We start from the raw sequence: 15,944 nt of genomic DNA, 5'->3' as shown, positions 1-15,944 counted from the left end.
AGATGTTCGTTCCCGTGGCGGCCTTCTCTGCGTTGGGACGAACCGTCTCAAGAGCTTCTCGTTCCCGTCGCGGAGCTGTAAAAGCGGCGCGCAGCGCCCCTTTTACAGCTCCGCCCCCAGGACTCGAACCTGGACCTAACAGCTCCAAAGGCTGTCGTGCTGCCATTACACCAAGGCGGATCGTGCGACGCTCGCCGCACTGGATAAGTCTGCCAGACGCGCCGGGGCGCGCATCACAGCCGGCCCAGGAGCCCCTCGATGAGCGGCACCGTGTCGTGCCAGCGTTCCACGGCAATGCAGGGAACCCCGAGTTGCTTCACCGGGTAGTCGTTGCCGCCGGGATCAAGCCGATCGCCGACAAAGAGCATCTCTGAGAGGCCGAGCTGCGTCAGCTCGGCCAGCCGGCGCATCCCGTACGCCTTGTCGATGCCGCGCCGCGTGATGTCCAGGGAGGTCGAGCCTCCGGCGCGCACCTCGAGATCGGGCAGTTCCGCCGCGACTCTCTCCCGAAGCAGAAGCTTCTTCGCACCCGTCGGATCCCACTGCATCTTGCGTTCCACCGGCGCCGACTGTCCCAGTGCGGAGAACGTGATCTGCGAGGAGCGGTCCTCGAGAATGGGGCCCCACGTCTCGCTCTCCCAGTAGCCGAGGTCGCGCGCGCACCGCTCGAGCGCCGCGAGAGCGCTCTGCTTCTCGCTCTCGCTGAGATCTTCGGAATACACGCACCGCCACGCACCACCGGCGAAGCGATAGTACTGGGTGCCACAGGCGGGCATCAGGTGCAGGCGTTGCAGGTCTTCGGGTGAACTCTCATCGAGCTTGTCGATGACCTGCGCCCGAAACTGCCCGAACTGGCCCCCGGAGATCACACAGACCTCGACGCGCGCCAGCAGACGCGACAACAGTGCCGCCATCTGCGCGCTGATCGGGGACTTCGACGCGGCGAGCGTGTCATCCAGATCGAAGGCCACCAACTGCGGGGGCCTATTCGGCGAAGCGTCCATCGGCCGTTCTCTCCTCGGGTCTTCGGGTCTCGGGAACACCGTGCGCGTGCCATGTACCAGTTTATTGATGAACTCGAAATCGGCCGAAAGCGACGCCGCCACGCACCCGCGATAATGGGAGGATGCCCGAAGGAAGCGACGAAGTCGACCGCATTGTCGACGCCTGGCTGCACGAACGGCCCGATCTGGACTTCACGCCGCTGCAGGTGCTCTCTCGCGTCGCCCGTCTCTCCAAGCACCTCGACCGCGCCCGGCGAACGGCGTTCACCCGCTCGGATCTCGACTCGTGGGAGTTCGATGTGCTCTCCGCGCTGCGCAGGGCGGGCACGCCATACCAGCTCAGCCCCAAGGCGCTGCTGCAGCAGACCCTCGTCTCCAGTGGCACCATGACCAACCGCATCGACCGGCTCGTCTCCCGTGGACTGGTCGAGCGCCGCGGCGATCCACACGACGGTCGCGGCGTGCTGGTGGTGATGAGCCCGCGGGGGCTCACGAGAGTGGATGCCGCCATCACCCGGCTGGTCGATGCCGAGTCGGAACTGCTCTCAGTGCTCTCCGCCGGCGACCAGCGCCGCCTGGCGGGGCTGCTGCGCAAGCTCAGCCTCGACTTCGACTAGCGTCCTGAGAGCTTCTGGCCGGCTCGATGCTCTCTGCGGTCAGGGACTGAAACTCACGAAGCACCTGCCGCCCGATCACGGCGAGGGTGCGCTCTTCGCCTTCCCGGATCCACTGGGCAAAAGCGATTCCGAACATGGTGGCACCCGACTCGGCCGCGAGGGTTGCCAACGGTTCTGCCACGCCGCGCGCGCGTAACGCCTCGGCAACAGCCGAGGCGAGCACGAAAAATTTGTGCAACTCGCGCTCCTGCAGCGCGGGATTCTGCGCGATCACGGAGTATCGCATCCGTGAGTGCGGTCGACGCTCGTTCACGAAGAACGCCCCTGCCGCATCAAGGGCGGCGGCAACGAGTTGCAGGGCGGATGCGTGCGGGGGCGCCGCCTCGATCCCCTCGAGGAAGGCGTCGAGGAAGATGCTCTGGCCGTCGAAGAGCACCTCACGCTTGTCGCTGAAATGACGAAAGAAGGTGCGCTCGGTCAGGCCGACGGACTGCGCGATCTCGGCGGCCGTCGTCTGCTCGAAGCCCTGGGTGGCGAACAGCTCGAGCGCCGCCTCCTGCAGGCGCTCGCGCGCGCCCGGTTGCCATCGCACCATGGTGACGAGTCTAGTGATGACAGGCACTGTCGTGAAGGTGTATCGTGATGTCTGCAGCTGACATCAGTCACTGACATCACAAATAGGAGGATCACACTCATGCGCGTTTTCGTTACAGGAGCCTCGGGATGGATCGGCTCCGCCGCCGTAGACGAATTGCTCGCTGCGGGGCATGAGGTCACCGGCCTCGCCCGATCCGAGGCATCCGCGACAGCACTGACGGCAAAGGGCGTTCACGTGCGCCGTGGCGATCTCGATGACCTGGGCAGCATCCGCGCCGGCGCCGAGGCGGCAGAGGCAGTGCTTCACCTCGCCAACAAGCACGACTTCTCCAACCCGGCCGCCTCGAATGCGGCCGAGCGTGGCGCCGTGCAGACCATCGGCGACACCCTGGTGGGCAGCGACCGCCCGTTCCTGTTCGCCTCGGGCGTGGCGATTCCCAACCTGGGCAGGGCCATTACCGAGAACGACGCGTACCCTTTTCACGGACCGGATGCTCCGCGCGGCGGCAGCGAAAACCTCGCGCTGGAATTCGTCGAGCGCGGCGTGCGCACGGTGTGCCTGCGCTTCGCACCGACCGTGCACGGGTTTAACGACCACGGCTTCGTCGCCGCACTCGCGGCCATCGCCCGCGACAAGGGGGTCTCTGGCTACGTCGCAAACGGAGACAACCGCTGGCCCGCCGTGCACCGTTCTGACGCCGGGCGCCTCGTAGCCCGTGGGCTCGAGACAGCGCCGGCCGGCACCATCCTGCACGCGGTCGCCGAGGAAGGCATCACTACCCGGGAGATCGCGGAGGCCATCGGTCGGGCGTTCTCGCTGCCGGTCGCCTCGATCGCGCCCGAAGATGCCCAGGAGCACTTCGGATGGCTCGGCGGATTCTTCGGCATGGATGTGACGGCCACCAGCATCCTGACCCGCGAACTCACCGGCTGGGCGCCCACTGGCCCTGGCCTGATCGAAGACATCGATGCGGGCGCTTACTCGGCGCTGGCAGCCGTGACGGAATAGAGGACCTCGAGAGTGTCTGTGCTGATCGTGTTCGGCTACGGTCCGGGAATCTCGCATGCGACGGCGGAGCGATTCGGGCGCGAGGGGTATTCGCTCGCGCTGGTTGGCCGCAACGCCGAGAGTCTCGCCGAGTGATCGGTTGGGGGCGTCACTGCGACGAGGTGGCGCCCCTCGCCGCGCGCTGGGCCCTGCGCGCGCGCCGTTCGGCGGGAGGCAGGTATCGGCCGATGAAGATCATGATCGGAATCATGAGGAACCACGAATACATGGCGATGTCGGGTCCGATCACGAGGCACACCACGACGGAGAAGGCGAATGCGATGGGCAGCGCCAGCATGTTGCGGCGCGAGTATCGATACATCTCGTCATCGACGACCTCGCTGAACAGCCCCGCTCGTCGCGCGTGTGACCACAGCCAGAATTGGAATACCGACGTGAGTGCCACCACCGCCGCATACAGCACCACGGCGATGGTGACGGGCCCATAATCGCTGAGGATGCGCGTGGGCAGGGGAAGAATGGCGATGAAGAACAGGAAACCCAGGTTGATCCACTGCAACCGAGTGTCATAGCGCACGATGACCGTGAATTTGCGATGGTGGGTGATCCAGTTGATGCCGATCAGCGCGAAGCTGAGGGCATACGCGGCGAACGCTGTCACGTCGTTGAGAATCGCGCTGGGCAGCTCCGCTACAGACACATCGGCCGAGTCGGGCAGCGTGATCTCGAGCACGAGCAGCGTCATGGCGATGGCCATGACCGCATCGCTGAAGAAGATGGTGCGTTCCGTGTTCACACCGGTATTGAAGAAGCGCGCGATGCGGACCGATGATTTCTCGGGCAGTTCCCCCCGCGTGTCATCAGGCCGGTCTTCGGTCTCGTCTTCGGGCGTCTCGTCGCGTTCTGGCACGCGCCCCAGCCTAACGATGCCTCAACTCGGGGCGCGCAGAGGAGGACCTCAGCGGCGCAGGGCCTTGCGTGCCAGCCAGTTGCCGAAGAACTGGCCGGCCTGCACGATGACGATGATGACGGCCACCGTGATGTAGACGGCTGTCCAGTTGAAGCGCTGGTAGCCGTAGGTAATGGCGAAGGTGCCGAGGCCACCACCACCGATGAGCGCAGCCTGCGCCGACATGTCCACGACCCCCACGAAGATGAAGGTGTAACCAAGCACGAGCGGGCCCAGACCCTCGGGAATCAGCACCGTGAAGATAATGTTCCACGGGCTGGCACCCACGGCCCGCGCCGCCTCGATCACGCCCGGGTCGACCGTGACGAGATTCTGTTCGACGATGCGAGCCACGGCGAAGGATGCCGCCAGCGAGAGCCCGAAAATGACGGCTGCATTGCCGATGGTCGTGTGTACCGCAGCCAGAGTGAGCGGCCCTATCGCGGCGAGAAAGATAATGAACGGGATCGGGCGCACGATATTGACAATCACGTTGATCACCGCGAAGAAACCGCGATGGGCCAGGATGTTTCCCGGCCGCGTCACCGTGAGACCGATTCCCATCGCCAGACCGAGCAGACCGCTGACGACCACGGAGATCACAACGATGTACAGCGTCTCCCAGATGGCCTGGAAGAAGATCGGCAGTTCAGACAGAAACTCGTTCATCTCAGACCTCCTCCGCAACCAGGATGCCGTCGCTTCTGAGCCGGTCAATGGATCGCTGCACCGCCGCGCCATCACCGCTGAGTTCAAAGGTGAGGCTGCCGACGGACCGCTCCTGCAGCTCACTGATACCGCCGAAGATGATCTCCGAGTCCACGGCGTGCTCGGCGAAGGTACGCGTGAGCTGCGCCTGGAAGCCGCGCGACTCCTGCAGTTCGACGCTCACGATGCGGCCCGTGTGCACGCGGCGCAGGCGCTCCAAGGTCTGCGCGGAAGGGCGGTTACGCAACACGGTGCTCACGAAGCGCGCAGCGGCATCCGTCGACGGCCTGGAGAAGACGTCGTACACGGTACCGCTCTCGACGATGCGGCCCGAGTCCATGACGGCAACGCGATTGGCGATGCTGCGAATCGCCTCCATCTCGTGCGTGATGACGATGACGGTGACCCCGAGCTCGCGGTTGACCCGGCGCAGCAGTGCCAGCACATCGGCTGTCGTCTCGGGATCGAGCGCACTGGTGGCCTCGTCGGCGAGCAGAAGGCGCGGGCTGGTTGCCAGCGCCCTGGCGATGCCCACACGCTGCTTCTGGCCACCGGAGAGCTGTTCCGGGTAGCTGTGTGCCTTGGAGAGTAGCCCCACGAAGTCGAGCAGCCGCGCCACGCGCTCGTCACGCTCGGGCTGGCCCACACCGGCAACCTTGAGCGGGTACGCCACATTTCCGGCGACGGTGCGTGAACGAAACAGGTTGAACTGCTGGAAGATCATGCCGATCTGGCGCCGCTCGGCACGAAGCTGACGCTCGGTCATGGCGGTCAGCTCCTCCTCACCGACGAAGACCTTGCCGCGGGTGGGACGCTCCAACGCGTTGATGAGGCGCACGAGTGTGCTCTTACCCGCACCCGAATACCCGATGATGCCGAAGATGTCACCCGAGTCAACCGTGAGGCTCACATCATCGACGGCCGTCACCGCGCCATGAGCGGATGCGGCCGGGTACGTTTTCGAGACGTGTTCGAGTCGAACGAGTGCGGTCATCGTGTCGGAATCCTTCGGTGAAAATGCGTGTGGTTCTGCGCGGCGCTGCCACACGCGCAGAACGCCGCGCACGCCGCTTTCACGGCGCACGCGGCGGGAGCGCGTTACTTCTTTGCGGCCTTCGCGTCGGCTTCGACCTTCTTCAGATCTGCCTGCAGCTGGGCGGGTTTCGTGGTGCGGAACACGGCAGTTCCCCCGTTCGACGCCTGCACGCCCTTCTCGACCGAGGGGTCATGGTACAGCGCGGCGAGCTTGAGGTACAGCGCGTTGTCCTTGTCCTTCGCCCTGGCGACGAACACGTTCACGTACGGTGCAGCGATGTCGCTGGACGGGTCATCCTTGAAGATCACGTTCTTCGCCACCAGCTTGGAATCCGTGGCGTAGTTGTTGTTGACGATGGATGCCGCCGCCGAGCCGTTCTTCAGAGCGACAGCAGTCTGCGCCGCGTCTACCGCGATGACGTTGACCTTGTGCGTGTCGATGTCGGAGACGCTGGAGAACGCGCTGCCACCGTTCTTCAGGGTGAGCAGGCCTGCCGCCTGCAGCACCAGCAGGCCACGCGCCTGGTTGATGGTGTCGTTGGGAATCGCGACGGTGGAGCCGGCCGGAATCTCAGACGGCTTGGCGTACTTGAGGGAGTACAGCGTGAGCGGGTAGACCGCCGTTGCGCCGATCGGCTGCAGCGTGTCGTTGCTCGAGACGTTGTAGTTGGCCAGGTACTGAATGTGCTGGAACTCGTTGAGGTCGGTCTGGCCCTGACTCAGCGCCGGGTTCGGCTGGCTGTAGTCAGTGAAGTTCACGAGCTCGACGTTCACGTTGAGCTGCTTCTTCGCCAGCGCGGCGTACGTCTTCCAGTACGGCTGGGCGATGTCGGTGACGCCGATCTTCACGGTCTTGGTTGCCGTGCCCGCGGCGTCTGCGGGCTTGTTGGCGTTGGTCGAGACGACCACGATAACGGCGATGATCGCGGCTATCACCACGACAGCGCCGGCAATCAGCCAGCCCGTAGTCTTCCTGCTCGTTCCGCCCTGCTTCTGCGGCAGCTGTGGGGCGCCGGATGCTGCGGCGGGTGGGAGATTCTGCGACATGGTGGGGTTCTCTCTGCTGTGTCTCGATGCGTGAATTGCGAGTATCAGCATCGCGCCGGCACCCGCGACAGATCAATTCGCGCGGCGAAGTGTGACAGCAGATGACGAAGTGTGTAGAACCGGCCGCCCGAAGCCGCGGCGTGTGTTAGCCGCCGACCGCCTCGGAGAGCTCCAGCCAGCGCGTCTCCAGATCGGCGACCGTGCCCTCGAGAGCACGCAGTTCCTCGGTGAGCGCGCCGAGGCCCTCGTAGTCGCCCTGGTCATGTTCGGCCAGACGCTGATGCGCGGCCTGAATCTGGTTGTCGAGCTTGCCCAGCTTGCGGCCGATGGAGGCTATCTCCTTCTCGGCCGAGCGCAGCTCGGCGCCCTGCAGAGCGGATGCGCCCGCCGCGACGGGTGCGGAGCCGGCCCCCGCGGTGGCGGCCAGCGTCGGGGAGCCGCTTGCGGCATCCGTCACCGTCTTGCGCAGTTCAAGGTATTCGTCGACCCCCCGCGGCAGGTGGCGGAATCCGCCGCCCAGCACCGCGTACTGGTTGTCGGTGACGCGCTCGATGAGATAGCGGTCGTGCGAGACGACGAGCAGGGTGCCGGGAAAGGAGTCGAGCAGGTCTTCCATGGCCGCGAGCATGTCGGTGTCGAGGTCGTTGGTGGGCTCGTCGAGAATCAAGACGTTCGGCTCCTCGAGCAGAACGAGCAGCAGCTGCAGGCGGCGCTTCTGGCCACCGGAGAGGTCTTTGACCGGCGTCGAGAGCTGCGCCGTGCTGAAGCCGAGACGCTCAAGCAGCTGTCCAGGCGTCAGCGCGGTGGCCGAGCCCGCCGAACTGCCGCCGACCGTGTAGCTGCTGCGCAATCGGCCGACCACCGTGCTGACGCGCTCGTGAGCGACCTCTGCAAGTTCGGCGAGTTGCTGGTCGAGCACCGCGATCTTGACGGTGGTGCCGCGCTTCACACGCCCGTGCGTGGGCTTCAGCGTGCCGGCGACGAGTGAGAGCAAGGTGCTCTTGCCCGCGCCGTTGACACCGAGGATGCCGGTGCGCTCACCGGGGGCGACATTCCAGTTGATCGTGTTGAGCACGGTCTTCTCGCCGTACTGCACGGTGGCGTCGATAAGCTCAACCACGTCTTTGCCGAGGCGCTGCATGGCCATCTGCGAGAGGGCAACGGTGTCGCGGGGCGGCGGCTCGTTCTCGATCAGTTCGTAGGCGGCATCCATGCGGAACTTCGGCTTGGTGCTGCGGGCCGGCGCGCCGCGGCGCAGCCAGGCGAGCTCCTTGCGCATCAGGTTCTGCCGCTTCGACTCACTGGCGGCCGCCATGCGGTCGCGCTCCACCCGTTGCAGGATGTAAGCGGCGTATCCGCCCTCGAACGGCTCGATGATCTGGTCGTGCACCTCCCAGGTCGCGGTGCACACCTCGTCGAGAAACCAGCGGTCGTGGGTCACGACGATGAGGCCGCCGGCGTTGGCCGACCAGCGTGACTTCAGGTGCCCCGCGAGCCAGGCGATGCCCTCGATGTCCAGGTGGTTGGTCGGTTCGTCCAGGAACAGCACGTCGTGATCGCCGGCCAGTAACGCCGCAAGCGCCACCCTGCGACGCTGGCCCCCCGAGAGCTCACCGACACGTGAATCCCAGCGGATGTCGGTCACCAGCCCCGCAAGCACGTCGCGCACCCGGGCGTCCCCCGCCCACACGTGTTCGTCCATCTCGCCGACGATCGTGGCACCCACCGTGAGATCGGGGTCGAGAGTGTCGGACTGGTCGAGTACGCCGATGGTGGTGCCGCGACGGCGCGTGACCCGGCCGGCATCCGCTTCGAGCCGCCCGCTCAAGAGCGACAGCAGGGTGGACTTGCCGTCGCCGTTGCGGCCGACGACGCCCACCCGGTCGCCCTCGTTAAGGCCGACGGTCACGCTGTCGAAGACTACGCGTGTGGGGTATTCGAGGTGGAGCGCTTCGGCTCCCAGCAGATGGGCCACGTCGAACCAGCCTACGTCGTGCCGGAGCGCCTGGGCGCCCCGCGTAGCCCGGATGGGTGCTGCCGCGGGGGCCCCGCGTGTGGGAGACTGAAAAATCGACCCGAAGATCTCCGCCCGGGCGGCAGCCGATGGTCGTCATGAATGCACCCTGGGGAGGGTCGATGGCAGCGGCACGAAGCAGCATGCACTCGCGGCCATTGCTGGTCGGAAGGGATGCGGCTCTCAACACCGTGCTCGAGGTGGCCGCCGACGCTCTGGCCGAGGGCGGCATCGTGCGCATCACGGGCGAGGCTGGAATGGGAAAGACCGCGCTGCTCGCCGAGGTGGTGGCGCGACTCGAGGGCTGGAAAGTGCTGAGCGTTCCCTCCGATTCGTTCGAGTCCGACCTGAGCTATGCCACGGTCGAGACGCTGATGCGGCGCATCGGCTCGCTCGTTGCCACACCATTGCAACGACCACGAATGTACGACGATGCGCTCACCGTCGGGCGGGTGCTCCTGGATGCCATCGACACGCTGCAGGGGCCGGTGTGCTTCATTTTCGACGACGCGCAGTGGATCGACGAGGCATCCAGCCGCACGCTGCGCTTCGTGGCACGCCGAATCACCGATCGCCCGTTCCTGATCATCGGGGCGACCAGGCCGCCCACGAACGAATCGCCGAGCATGTACGACAGTCTGGTGGATGGCTCCGCCCACCACACGGACATCGCCCTCACACCGCTGACCACCACCGACTGCCAAGAGCTCTCTCGCAGCATTCTCGGCCACAGCATCTCGCTGCGCACCGCGACCCGGTTGACGGCCGCAACGCAGGGTTCGCCGCTGTTGCTCAGCATGCTGCTGCGCCAGTTGCGCGAGTCCATCACCGGCGCGCTGCATCCCGCCGGATGGGACATGCCGTCATCCGTGGCGGTGGCACCGCTGACCGCCGCCGTCACTGCTGCGCTCGAGGGGGCTTCCCCGTCGACCCGGGCAACCGCCGAGTTGATCGCCCTGCTGCGCGACCCGATCCCCACGCCGCAGTTCGGCAGCATTGCCGAGCGGCTGGGCGAGGAGACAGACGCCGACGGCGCCATTCGTGCCGGGCTCGTGCATTCCGTCGACCGCGACGGCATCGTGTGGCTCGAGCCGGCCCATGCCATGCTGGCGGATGCCCTCAGCGCGGAGGTCGACACCGGGCGCCGCGTCGAGATCCACCGCGTCGCCGCCGAGGTTCTCTCCGGCCACCGCGCCCTTCGGCACCGCGTCGAGGCCGCCGATCGTTCCGACTCGAAGCTCGTCGATGAACTCCTGGCCGCGAGCCGCGACGCCGCCGACCTCGGCCAGAGCGAGCAGGCAATGAGCTACGCGCGTTCCGCCGTGCACCTCGCACCCGCCGGTGCCAAACGCGAGCGCTGCCTGCTGGAGATCGGTCTGCTGGCCATGCGCACCAGGCAGCACCAGCGCATCTTCGATCTGCACCCCGACATCGAAGCGCTGCCCCAATCGCTTGTGCGCGACACGATTCTCGTGGAACTGCGCATCCTCACCGGCGACGTGCCGCGCGCCTTCACCGTCGCCCTTGCGGCGCTGGCAGACGACGACGATTCACCGGATGCCCGCGTCCTGCGTTCCCGTGTCGCCGGCGCGGTTCCGAAGCTGCAGATGGCCACACGCGACTTTCTTCCCGTGATCGAGCAGATCGCATCCGCCCGCACCATTCTGGCCGCGGCGCCGAGCGACCCCGACGAGATCGCGGACCCCGCCGTGCGCTGGATGGTCGAGCCTGTCGACGAGCTGCTGCGCCTGCTCGGCTGGCTGATGACAGCGGCCGGCCACACCCGCCGCGACGACGTGCTGCGGAAAGCGGTCGAGGAGATGGACGCGTTGTCGGTCAGCGCCGCCGACTCCTCGGGCCTCGCCGACGCGCTCGTCACCCGTGCCCGCATCTTCATCATGAACGGGCAGCTCACACGGGCATACACCGACCTGGAGAAGGCAAACCGTCTCATCCGCAGCTTTCCGATGAGCTGGACCGCCGGGCACGGACGCACCATCTACGCGCACGTGCTCTTCCTGCTCGGAGAATGGGACGAGTCCGTGACGGTGGCCGACAGCGCTGTGGCGCTCGCACTCGACGAGACCGATCTCTCGGGCTGGCCCAGCGCGTTGACCGCGTCGGCACTCGTGCGGGCAGGACGAGGCGAGGCGGATGCCGTTGCGGAGCGTCTCGAATCGGCAGGCCAGGCAAAGCCGGGAATCGCCGGTTCCTACGATCTCGACCTGCCGTGGATCGCCCGCGCGGAGCTTGCTCGTGCCCTCGACAGGCGCGATGAGCAGCTGAGCGCCGCCGATGCCGCCATGGAACGCTCCTCGCCTGCCTCGACCCTGGGCTGGTTGACGTACCGCGTCGACGCCCTCGCCGCCCTCGGGCGCGCGGCGGAGGCCCGCGCCGCCCTGGCCGGATGCACCGACCCCGCCCGGCGCTGGCAGCCGTACTACGGCTCCCTCGCGTGGCTTGAGGGCCGGGTTGCCGAGGCCGAGGGCGACACGGCCGCGGCCCATGCCTTCTACACCAGGGCATGCGAAGCCCCCGATGCCGAAGAATTTCCGCTGCCGTTTGCCGTGGCTCTCAGCGATGCCGCCAGGCTGATGGCCCAGGCGGGCATGCGACACGATGCCGCCGCCGCCCTCACCCGCGCCATGGCCATTTTCGGCGGGCTCGGTGCCGGTGGCTACCTTGAACGCTGTATGGCGCTCCTGGCCACGCTGTCGGGCGAGGATGCCGCCGCCCCCGTTGACGAGGATCCGTTCAGCGCGCTCACGACGCGCGAGCGCCAGGTTGCGCACGCGCTCGTTGCGGGAATGACGAACAAGGAGATTGCGGAGCGGTTGTACGTCTCTGTCACCACGGTGAACTTCCACGTGCGCAACATCCTTGCCAAATTGGGCCTGACGTCCAGACGAGAGTTGCGACGGCTCGCGAGTGCGGCGCGCGAAAGGCTCGCTCCGGCGCGCAAGCTGGGTACCGCGACCAGGCGGTCTCCCGTCAAGAATTGACAGTTTTCATCGTGTGGCTGGCGCGGCGCATCCGCCATTCACTATCGTGAAAGCACACCCCGGAATGCAAATATTTCTCATACGAATCGTGTGGATTCGCTTTCGCTCAAACGTAACGACTCACCCCCGCACACGACTCCCCGCAGTGAGAAATGGCGTTTGCGGGGTGTCCCACTTTAAAACGGGTCGTCAGTCGGTGATGACCCGGGCTCCGTGCACCGGACCGATGGCGCGCACCGCCGTGAGCCGGGCCGCACTGAGGGCGATCTGCAGGTCGAGAGCGCTGTCGAGATCGGCCGTGAGAAAAGCGACAGTCGGACCGGATCCCGACACGAAGCCCGCGAGCGCGCCGTTCATCTCCCCCAGTTCGATGACCTCGCCGATGCTGGGCGAGAGGTGGATGGCGGGCGCCTGCAGATCGTTCGACAGTGACTCGGCCAGCATCTCCGGATCACCGGCGCGCAGGGCCTGCAGCACGTTCGCGTCAACCGTCGGCCGTTCCTCGGCCGGCGAGATATCCAGCGCGTGCCGCTCACGGTGCCGGTCCAGCTCCTCGTACACCTGCGGCGTGCTCATGCCCTCCTCGCGCAACACGAGCACCCAGTGGTATTGCCCCTTGGCGAGCGCCGGGCTGAGGTGGTCGCCGCGCACCGTGCCGAGAGCGGTGCCCCCCGTCAGGGCGAACGGCACATCCGCACCGAGCCGGGCGGCCAGGGTAAGCAGTTCCTCCCGGCTGAGCTCGGTTCCCCACAGCGCGTCGCACGCGACCAGCGTGGCCGCGGCATCCGCGGAGCCACCGCCCATGCCGCCGGCGATCGGCACGCGCTTCTCGATCTCGAGCCGCACCCCGCCCCGGTAGTCGGCCTTGCGTGCGAGCATGCGCGCCGCCTTGATGGCCAGATTCGAACCGTCGGTGGCCAGCGATGAGGTGTCGATCGGGCCCGTGAAGGAGACCGAGAAATCGTCGGCGGGCCAGGCCCGAACGTCCTCGTACAGCGAGACGGCCTGGTAGGCGGTGGCAACGTCGTGGTAGCCGTCGTCCATGACGGCGCCCACGCGAAGGAACACGTTGATCTTGCCGGGCGCTCTCACATGGACCATGGGTAACGAGTCCGGCGAGGTCATGTCTCCAACCTAACCCAGCGACCGGAACACACCGAAAGGAACAAACTGAAACACAATTCGCGCGGCGCTCGTACACGCGTGCAGGATGTAGCTTCAGGGCCCGAGCCGCGGGCCACAAGGAAGCCGAATGACGAAACAGATCTCTTTCAACCTGTTCGAGATGAACACGGTCGGTCACATCTCACACGGCCTGTGGGTGCATCCGGAGAACAACCGGCATCGCTTCAACGACCTCGATTTCTGGATCGAGGAGGCGAAACTCCTGGAGGAGGGCCTGTTCGACTCCGTCTTTCTCGCGGATGTCGTCGGAGCGTACGACGGATACCGCGCCGGCCCCGAGACAGCACTGCGCGAGGGCGTGCAGATTCCCAGCAACGATCCGCTGCTGGTGATTCCCGCGATGGCGGCCGTGACGAAGCATCTCGGTTTCGCCGCGACCTTCTCCACGACGTATGAGCCGCCGTTCGCGTTCGCCAGGCGGGCCTCCACGCTCGACCACCTCACCAAGGGACGTTTCGGCTGGAACATCGTGACCTCGTACCTGCCGAACGCCGCACGCAACTTCGGCCTCGACGACGAGATAGCCCACGACGACCGCTACGCCATCGCCGACGAATACCTCGACGTGCTCTACAAGCTGTGGGAGGGCTCGTGGGATGACGACGCGGTCATCCGCGATCGCGACAACCGCGTGTACACCGACCCGAGCAAGGTGCGTTACATCAACCATCGTGGTGAGTTCTACCGGGTTGCCGGCCCGCACCTGAGCGAGCCATCGTTGCAGCGCACCCCGGTGCTGTTCCAGGCGGGCAGCAGCCCGCGTGGCAAAGCCTTTGCCGCCAAACATGCCGAGGCGGTGTTCGTCGGGGGCTCGACACTCGAGCAGTACCGAACGAATGTCGCGGACATCCGACGCCTCGCCGACGAGAACGGTCGAGGCGGCGCCCACATCAAGGCCTTCGCCAGCGCCGTGATCATTGTGGACAAAGACCGGGAATCGGCCGAGGCCAAGGCCGAGGAGTTCCGTCGTCGCTCGAGCGCGGAAGGCTATCTGGCCCACGCCGGCGGTGGGGGCATCGACCTCGCTGCCTACCCGAAGAATGCCCTCATCGCCGACATTCTTGCGGCGGAGAACAAGCAGGGCCGCGACAACTCCGCGAACAATCGCCGCTACCCACCGGGCGCCACCGTGGGCGAGGCGCTCGAGACTCTCACGCGTTTCGATCGCAACCCGTTCTATGTCGCTGGCTCTCCCGGTGATGTGGCGGATGCCGTGGAGCGCTGGGTGGCCGAGACCGATCTCGACGGCTTCAATCTGCGCCAGTTCCTCACTCCGGGCAGCGCGGAGAACTTCATCGAGTACGTGGTGCCCGAACTGCAGCGCCGCGGGCTGTATCGCACAAAATACGAGGAGTCGACGCTGCGAGAGCGGCTGTTCGGCCTCGGCAACCAGCGCCTGTTCCCCGAGCACCCCGGTGCGCGATACCGCGGCGGCGCGAACCTCGACGGCGCGAGCCTCGACGGCGCGAACCTCGACGGCGCGAACCTCGACGAAAGGGCAGAAGCATGACACTCATCGACGCAACGACAGAGACCGCCACTGGGCCGGCTGCGCCGAGCGATGAGGAGTTGCTGGAACGCTTCCGCCCCGTCTTCGCGCAGATTGCCGAGGGCGCGGTCGAACGCGAGCAGGGGCGCCAGCTGCCGTTCGATGCCATCGGCCTGTTGCGCGACGCAGGCTTCGGCACGCTCCGCATTCCGCGCGAGCACGGCGGGCTGGGCGCCACACCGCGCCAGCTGTTCCGTCTGCTGATCGAGCTCGGCGAGGCCGATTCCAATCTTCCGCAGGCGCTGCGTGGCCACTTCGCTTTCGTCGAGGGCCGGCTGCGCTCGTCAGACGAGGCCTCCCGCAGCGAATGGTTCGAGCGCATCGTGGGAGGTGCACTCGTCGGAAACTCGCAGGCCGAACGCGGCGCAGAGACGGGCACCACCGCGCAGCTCACCGCGGACGGCGACGGCTGGCGCATCACCGGCCAGAAGTACTACACGACCGGCACGATCTTCTCCGACTGGACCATCACCTCCGCCAAACGCGGCGATGAGCACGTCTCCGTGCTGGTGCGCACCACCGCAGACGGTGTGACCGCAAGCGACGACTGGGACGGCTTCGGCCAGCGCATGACGGGCAGCGGCACCACGCGGTTCGACAACGCCTGGGTCGAGCCGGGCCACGTCTTCTCGCACGATCCGGATGAGGAGCGCAGCCACGCCAGCGTGACGGCCTTCTTCCAACTCGTGCTGCTCTCGGCCCTCTCCGGCATCGCGCGTGCCGTGCTGCGCGACGCCGTGGCATTTGTGCGCCCGCGCACGCGCACCTTCGGGGTCTCCGGCGCATCCAGCCCTCGGGAGGACCCGCTCGTACAGCGTGTGGTCGGCAAGCTTTCCAGCCTCGCCTTCAGCGCCGAGGAGCTCACCCTGGCCGCGGCGGCGCGCCTGGATGCCGTGGACGAGGCCCGCCTGGCCGGCATTCCGCATGACGAGTTGCACACGGCCGCGCAGCTGGCGGCCTTCCGCGCCCAGCAGGTGGTTCTGCCGACCGTGCTGGATGCCACGACGCTGCTGTTCGAGGTGGGTGGGGCATCCGCAACCGCCGAGAGTCGCAGGCTCGACAGGCATTGGCGCAACGCACGAACCATCGCCGCGCACAACCCGGCGATCTATCGCGAACGCCTGCTCGGCGACTTCGAACTCAACGACGCGCTGCCGCTCACCTGGTGGGCGACGCCAACACCCGCCGGTTGAGGAGCGAGGAACGAGCGTCTCGAAACCTGCGTGGC

14 protein-coding genes and 1 tRNA gene are annotated in these 15,944 nt (G+C 66.6%); 6 read left to right on the top strand and 9 right to left on the bottom strand.

The genetic code is table 11. From position 1 onward, the window contains the following. Positions 1-108 precede the first annotated feature (108 nt). Both ASC63_RS09210 and ASC63_RS09205 read right to left on the bottom strand, forming a co-directional pair. Positions 109-180 (bottom strand) — tRNA-Gln (locus ASC63_RS09210). A 53-nt stretch (positions 181-233) separates the two neighbouring features. Next, positions 234-1,004 carry an HAD-IIB family hydrolase gene (locus ASC63_RS09205; protein ID WP_055812273.1) on the bottom strand — a complete coding sequence of 257 codons (771 nt, stop codon included), beginning with the start codon at positions 1,002-1,004 and terminating at the stop codon, positions 234-236. A gap of 122 nt (positions 1,005-1,126) precedes the next feature. Between ASC63_RS09205 and ASC63_RS09200 the strand changes: the two genes are divergently transcribed. Then, complete coding sequence (locus ASC63_RS09200) at positions 1,127-1,621, top strand: MarR family winged helix-turn-helix transcriptional regulator (RefSeq protein WP_055812270.1); 495 nt, start codon at positions 1,127-1,129, stop codon at positions 1,619-1,621. On the opposite strand, the gene ASC63_RS09195 is transcribed toward ASC63_RS09200, so the two are convergent. Further along, positions 1,602-2,216 carry a TetR/AcrR family transcriptional regulator gene (locus tag ASC63_RS09195; protein ID WP_055812267.1) on the bottom strand — a complete coding sequence of 205 codons (615 nt, stop codon included), beginning with the start codon at positions 2,214-2,216 and terminating at the stop codon, positions 1,602-1,604. The genes ASC63_RS09200 and ASC63_RS09195 overlap by 20 nt on opposite strands. A gap of 99 nt (positions 2,217-2,315) precedes the next feature. Between ASC63_RS09195 and ASC63_RS09190 the strand changes: the two genes are divergently transcribed. Next, complete coding sequence (locus tag ASC63_RS09190; protein ID WP_055812264.1) at positions 2,316-3,227, top strand: SDR family oxidoreductase; 912 nt, start codon at positions 2,316-2,318, stop codon at positions 3,225-3,227. 12 nt (positions 3,228-3,239) lie between these two features. Further along, entirely contained in the window at positions 3,240-3,362 is a 123-nt protein-coding gene (locus tag ASC63_RS16745; protein ID WP_268765147.1) for a hypothetical protein, read from the top strand. Positions 3,363-3,375: 13 nt separating this feature from the next. On the opposite strand, the gene ASC63_RS09185 is transcribed toward ASC63_RS16745, so the two are convergent. The 5 genes from ASC63_RS09185 to ASC63_RS09165 form a co-directional block, all read right to left on the bottom strand. After that, positions 3,376-4,137, bottom strand: a complete 762-nt coding sequence (locus tag ASC63_RS09185; protein WP_235492047.1) for a TMEM175 family protein — start codon at positions 4,135-4,137, stop codon at positions 3,376-3,378. Positions 4,138-4,185: 48 nt separating this feature from the next. Beyond that, positions 4,186-4,845, bottom strand: a complete 660-nt coding sequence (locus ASC63_RS09180) for a methionine ABC transporter permease (RefSeq protein WP_055812261.1) — start codon at positions 4,843-4,845, stop codon at positions 4,186-4,188. 1 nt (position 4,846) lies between these two features. Then, positions 4,847-5,878, bottom strand: a complete 1,032-nt coding sequence (locus ASC63_RS09175; RefSeq protein WP_055815232.1) for a methionine ABC transporter ATP-binding protein — start codon at positions 5,876-5,878, stop codon at positions 4,847-4,849. Positions 5,879-5,982: 104 nt separating this feature from the next. Continuing rightward, positions 5,983-6,966, bottom strand: a complete 984-nt coding sequence (locus ASC63_RS09170) for a MetQ/NlpA family ABC transporter substrate-binding protein (RefSeq protein WP_055812258.1) — start codon at positions 6,964-6,966, stop codon at positions 5,983-5,985. A 145-nt stretch (positions 6,967-7,111) separates the two neighbouring features. Beyond that, entirely contained in the window at positions 7,112-8,941 is a 1,830-nt protein-coding gene (locus ASC63_RS09165; protein WP_055812255.1) for an ABC-F family ATP-binding cassette domain-containing protein, read from the bottom strand. A 161-nt stretch (positions 8,942-9,102) separates the two neighbouring features. On the opposite strand from ASC63_RS09165, the gene ASC63_RS09160 reads away from it, so the two are divergent. Beyond that, on the top strand, positions 9,103-11,982 hold the full coding sequence (locus ASC63_RS09160) for a helix-turn-helix transcriptional regulator (RefSeq protein WP_235492041.1): 2,880 nt from the start codon (positions 9,103-9,105) through the stop codon (positions 11,980-11,982). Positions 11,983-12,171: 189 nt separating this feature from the next. Here the strand turns inward: ASC63_RS09160 and ASC63_RS09155 are convergent, their stop codons facing one another. After that, positions 12,172-13,107 carry a 4-(cytidine 5'-diphospho)-2-C-methyl-D-erythritol kinase gene (locus ASC63_RS09155; protein ID WP_055812252.1) on the bottom strand — a complete coding sequence of 312 codons (936 nt, stop codon included), beginning with the start codon at positions 13,105-13,107 and terminating at the stop codon, positions 12,172-12,174. A gap of 127 nt (positions 13,108-13,234) precedes the next feature. Between ASC63_RS09155 and ASC63_RS09150 the strand changes: the two genes are divergently transcribed. Further along, positions 13,235-14,677 (top strand): LLM class flavin-dependent oxidoreductase, encoded by a 1,443-nt coding sequence (locus ASC63_RS09150; RefSeq protein ID WP_055812250.1) that lies wholly within the window; start codon positions 13,235-13,237, stop codon positions 14,675-14,677. Further along, positions 14,674-15,909 carry an acyl-CoA dehydrogenase family protein gene (locus ASC63_RS09145; RefSeq protein WP_055812247.1) on the top strand — a complete coding sequence of 412 codons (1,236 nt, stop codon included), beginning with the start codon at positions 14,674-14,676 and terminating at the stop codon, positions 15,907-15,909. Before ASC63_RS09150 ends, ASC63_RS09145 begins: the two co-directional genes overlap by 4 nt. Positions 15,910-15,944: the final 35 nt, after the last annotated feature.

Origin of the sequence: Leifsonia sp. Root112D2 (assembly GCF_001424905.1) — a bacterium.
GTDB lineage: Bacteria > Actinomycetota > Actinomycetes > Actinomycetales > Microbacteriaceae > Root112D2.
Note: the sequence above shows the minus strand (reverse complement) of the source record. Positions and strands in the feature narration are given on the sequence as shown.